Here is a 3,809-nt window from a genome sequence, read left to right as displayed (position 1 = left end):
AGTTACGGCGGCTATAGCGGAGGGGAAACGCCCGGCCCCATTCCGAACCCGGAAGCTAAGCCCTCCAGCGCCAATGGTACTGCACCCTAATCAGTGTGGGAGAGTAGGACACCGCCGAACACAACATCCCATTGTGGCCCCTCGCGATTCGTGAGGGGCCACAATGCTTTTCTGGGTCGAGACGTGATCAGTCGGTGCCCTTCGGAACGACGATCATCGGAACCGACACCGCGCGAAGGATTTTCGCTGCGGTTGTGCCGAGGAAGAGCGTGTTGGGCGCCGCCAGCCGGCTGGAGCCGACCATGACCACATCGCCGTCCTGCCAGTCCAGGGAGCCGACTGCCTCCTCGATGGTCGACCCCTGGGCGATCGCCGAGCTGACCGGGAAGTCCGGTGGCAGTTGTTCTCTGGCCGCCTCGAGACTGCGTCGCGCGTGTTCGCGAGCGTGGTCGAGGGCCCGTTCTTCCGGCTCGGTGCGCCAGGGTTGGACGTCGTCGACGGCGACCAGCGAGATCAGCCGGATGGGCCGATGTGCACGGACACCGCTGCGCAACGCCGTCTGGAACAACAGCTGGGTGCCTGGCCTGCTACCGATCGCGACCGAGATCTCTCGCACCTCGTCGGCGCCGAGATGCGCGAACCCCGGTGGCGCCACCGCCACCGGGACCGGTGCGGAATGCAAGATGTCGTTGACCACGGTCCCGAGTGTGTGCCGGCCGCGGATACCGCCACCCGCGCCGCCGATGACCAGCATGTCCGCCGATGTGCGCCGGGCCTGCACGATGAGACCCTCCCCGGGGTTGGCGTGTTCGGCGATCGTCGTGGTGGTCTGGATGTCGTCGGGGAGTCTGGCGGCAGCGGCGTCGAGCCATCGGCGGGCCGCATTGTCCAGGGCGTCGGAGAGGCGTTCGACCGAGACCTGTTCGGACGGGTCGGCGCTGTCCGGCTCGGGTGGGATGACGATGCAGAGCTCGAGTTCGGCGTCGAAGGTCCGCGCGAGGCATGCGCCGAGGGCGACCGCGTCGTCGCCTCCCGAGGTGGCGATGTATGCGACGAGCAGCTTCATCGGTACTCCCAGCGTCGGTGTCTCGGTCCCCGGTCATCGCCAGCCTAGTCATCTCCGACGGGGTGCCGGGGGACACGCTTAGATGGGGTCATGGACTCCCTCGTCGACGGTTACCTCAGCCACATCATGGACGAATGCCATTCGGACCGATCCGGTCATGTCGCCGACTACATCCCGGAACTGGCCGCCGTCGACCCCGAGGGTTACGGCCTGTCGATGTGCGTGCACGACGGCCACACCTACTCACATGGTGACTCCGCGACGGCGTTCACCATCCAGTCGGTCTCCAAGCCCCTCACCTATGCGATGGTCCTGAAGAAGCACGGCACCGCGGCGGTCGACGCGAAGATCGGCGTCGAGCCGTCCGGCGAGGCATTCAACGAGATCAGCGTGGACGAGCGCCGACGCCCGAAGAACCCGATGATCAATGCGGGGGCCATCTTTGCCGCATCCATGCTGTTGCCGCCGACCCGGGACGTGGCCGAGGCGGCGGTCGACGCCGCTTTCCGGGAGGTGCTCGAGTTCTACTCCGGATGTGCCGGACGGCGCCTCACGATGGACGAGGGGGTCTATGCCTCCGAGGCCGCGACGGGTTCGCGCAACCGCGCGATCGCCTACATGCTAGACAGCTTCGGGGCTCTAGAGACCAGCCCGGACGCCGCTCTCGACCTCTACTACCGACAGTGCTCGATTCGGGTGACGACCGACGACCTGGCCGGGATCGGCGCGACGATCGCGAACGGCGGGATGAATCCCCGCACGGGTCGGACGGTCTTCTCCAACGAGACCGCGCAGCGGTTGCTGAGTGTCATGACGACGTGCGGGATGTACGACGGCGCGGGGGACTGGGTCACCTCCGTCGGCCTGCCAGCGAAGAGCGGCGTCGGTGGCGGGATCCTCGCGGTGCTGCCGGGGCAACTCGGCATCGGCGTGTACTCGCCACGGCTCGACGGTCACGGCAACAGCGTCCGCGGCGTCGACGTGTGTCGGCATCTGTCCACCGACCTGGGTCTGCACATGTTCAACGTGACACGGGAGAGTCGGGTGACGATCCGGTCGGTCTACGACCTCGCCGACACCCCCGTCAGCGCGGAATGGGGCGAGCAGGAGCGCAGCTATCTGCGGACCTGTCGCGACCGCATCCGCGTGTACGAACTGCAGGGAGACCTGACCTTCGCCGGCGCCGAGAGTGTCCAGCGGCGCCTCATGGCCGACATCGACGCATACACCGTCGTCATCGTCGAGATCTCCCGCATCGGGGTGATCGACGCGGTCGCACGCACGATGGTGCTGAGCATCAAACGGCTGCTGGACGACAGCGGCCGGCGGGCCGCGCTCGTCGACCCGGACGGCGTCGTCCGCGCCAGCGTCGATCGGCACCGTGACGACGCGGCGGTGCCCGATCTCGATGCGCCGCCGGAACTCCGGGGATTCGACCCGGCGCTTCCGCACGTGCACTCGACGATGGACGACGCGGTCGTCGATGCCGAGACGTTTCTGCTGAAGCACTACTACGACGAGTGAGCGGGCCGCGCCGCCCGGTTCCGGGACACACCACTAGGGTGGGCACGTGCGTCTCGTCATCGCGGAGTGTCAGGTCGACTACGTCGGGCGGCTGACCGCCCATCTGCCCATGGCCCGGCGGTTGCTGCTGATCAAATCGGACGGATCGGTGAGCGTGCACGCCGACGACCGGGCCTACAAGCCGTTGAACTGGATGAGTCCGCCGTGCTGGCTCACCGAGGCGCAGGTTCCCGACGGTACGCAGGCGGAGGCGTACTGGGTCGTCACCAACAAGGCGGGCGAGGAACTCCGCATCACCATCGCGTCGATCGAGCACGACTCCCAGCACGACCTCGGCATCGACCCCGGCCTCGTCAAGGACGGCGTCGAGGCGCACCTGCAGGAGCTGCTCGCCGAGCATGTCGAGACGTTGGGTCCGGGTCACACGCTCATCCGCCGCGAGTACATGACCGCGATCGGGCCGGTGGACCTGCTGTGCCGGGACGCATCGGGTGCCACGGTGGCGGTCGAGATCAAACGGCGCGGGGAGATCGACGGCGTCGAGCAGCTCACCCGGTACCTCGAGCTGCTCAACCGCGACACCACACTCGCCCCGGTGGCCGGCGTCTTCGCCGCCCAGCAGATCAAGCCGCAGGCCCGCACGCTGGCCGAGGACCGCGGAATCCGTTGCGTGGTGCTCGATTACGACGAGCTTCGCGGCGCGGAGAGCACGGAGTTCCGGCTCTTCTAGGCCCACCCTGCGGAGCAAGCGGCGTGGCCCACCCCTGCTCCCTGAGGTGCGAGCGCAGCGAGCCACGAAGGGCCCTCGCCCTCGTCTTGCCAGGCCCTTCGTGGCTCGTCGCTCGCGCTCCTCGCACCTCAGCCTGAATCCGTGGAAGGGTTTCAGGTGGGGTGGGTTGGGGCGCGTGATCGTCTGATTGTGTTGTGGGCGTGTGGTATTCGCTGACCGGTGTCAGCCTTTTCACTGGGGTTCCTTGGTGGTGGGTGGGGGGGTGTGGTTGGTAGGTCAGGTGGTGTTGACCGCGGCCCACAGCGCGGTGAAGGCGTGTTGGGTGGGCCAGTGTCGGGGTAGGTGCAGGACCGGTGTTCGTGCTGGTCGCGCTAGTCGGGCGGGTATCGCGATGAGTGTGCGGCGCAGCGTTGCGCCCCGCGCGGCCCGCAGTCTGGGGGTGTTGGTGAGTGCGGCGAGGGTGCGCATCAGGTTGTGGCTGATCGCGGT

At 67.6% G+C, this 3,809-nt stretch carries 3 protein-coding genes, 1 rRNA gene and 1 pseudogene; 3 read left to right on the top strand and 2 right to left on the bottom strand.

What is annotated here, in order from left to right:
• Positions 1–3: 3 nt before the first annotated feature.
• Positions 4–120, top strand: a 5S ribosomal RNA gene (gene rrf / locus KB201_RS24580).
• Positions 121–187: 67 nt separating this feature from the next.
• On the opposite strand, the gene KB201_RS24575 is transcribed toward rrf, so the two are convergent.
• Positions 188–1,066: a universal stress protein gene (locus tag KB201_RS24575; RefSeq protein WP_058249974.1), complete on the bottom strand. Its 879-nt coding sequence runs from the start codon at positions 1,064–1,066 to the stop codon at positions 188–190.
• A gap of 90 nt (positions 1,067–1,156) precedes the next feature.
• Here KB201_RS24575 and glsA point away from each other — a divergent pair, with 90 nt between their 5' ends.
• Together glsA and nucS are read left to right on the top strand one after the other, a co-directional pair.
• Positions 1,157–2,590, top strand: coding sequence for a glutaminase A (gene glsA / locus KB201_RS24570; RefSeq protein ID WP_058249975.1), 1,434 nt, complete (start codon positions 1,157–1,159; stop codon positions 2,588–2,590).
• Positions 2,591–2,636: 46 nt separating this feature from the next.
• On the top strand, positions 2,637–3,320 hold the full coding sequence (gene nucS, locus KB201_RS24565; RefSeq protein WP_058249976.1) for an endonuclease NucS: 684 nt from the start codon (positions 2,637–2,639) through the stop codon (positions 3,318–3,320).
• A gap of 276 nt (positions 3,321–3,596) precedes the next feature.
• Here the strand turns inward: nucS and KB201_RS24560 are convergent.
• Positions 3,597–3,809, bottom strand: a pseudogene (locus KB201_RS24560) (IS1380 family transposase); the annotation flags it as partial.

The organism is Gordonia sp. SCSIO 19800, from assembly GCF_018132775.1.
In the GTDB taxonomy this organism is placed as follows: domain Bacteria; phylum Actinomycetota; class Actinomycetes; order Mycobacteriales; family Mycobacteriaceae; genus Gordonia; species Gordonia hongkongensis.
Note: the sequence above shows the minus strand (reverse complement) of the source record. Positions and strands in the feature narration are given on the sequence as shown.

Excerpts from the sequence above, each read along its gene's own strand:
- glsA (WP_058249975.1), top strand. The coding sequence starts at position 1,157 with ATGGACTCCCTCGTCGACGGTTACCTCAGCCACATCATGGACGAATGC.
- KB201_RS24575 (WP_058249974.1), bottom strand. The coding sequence starts at position 1,066 with ATGAAGCTGCTCGTCGCATACATCGCCACCTCGGGAGGCGACGACGCG.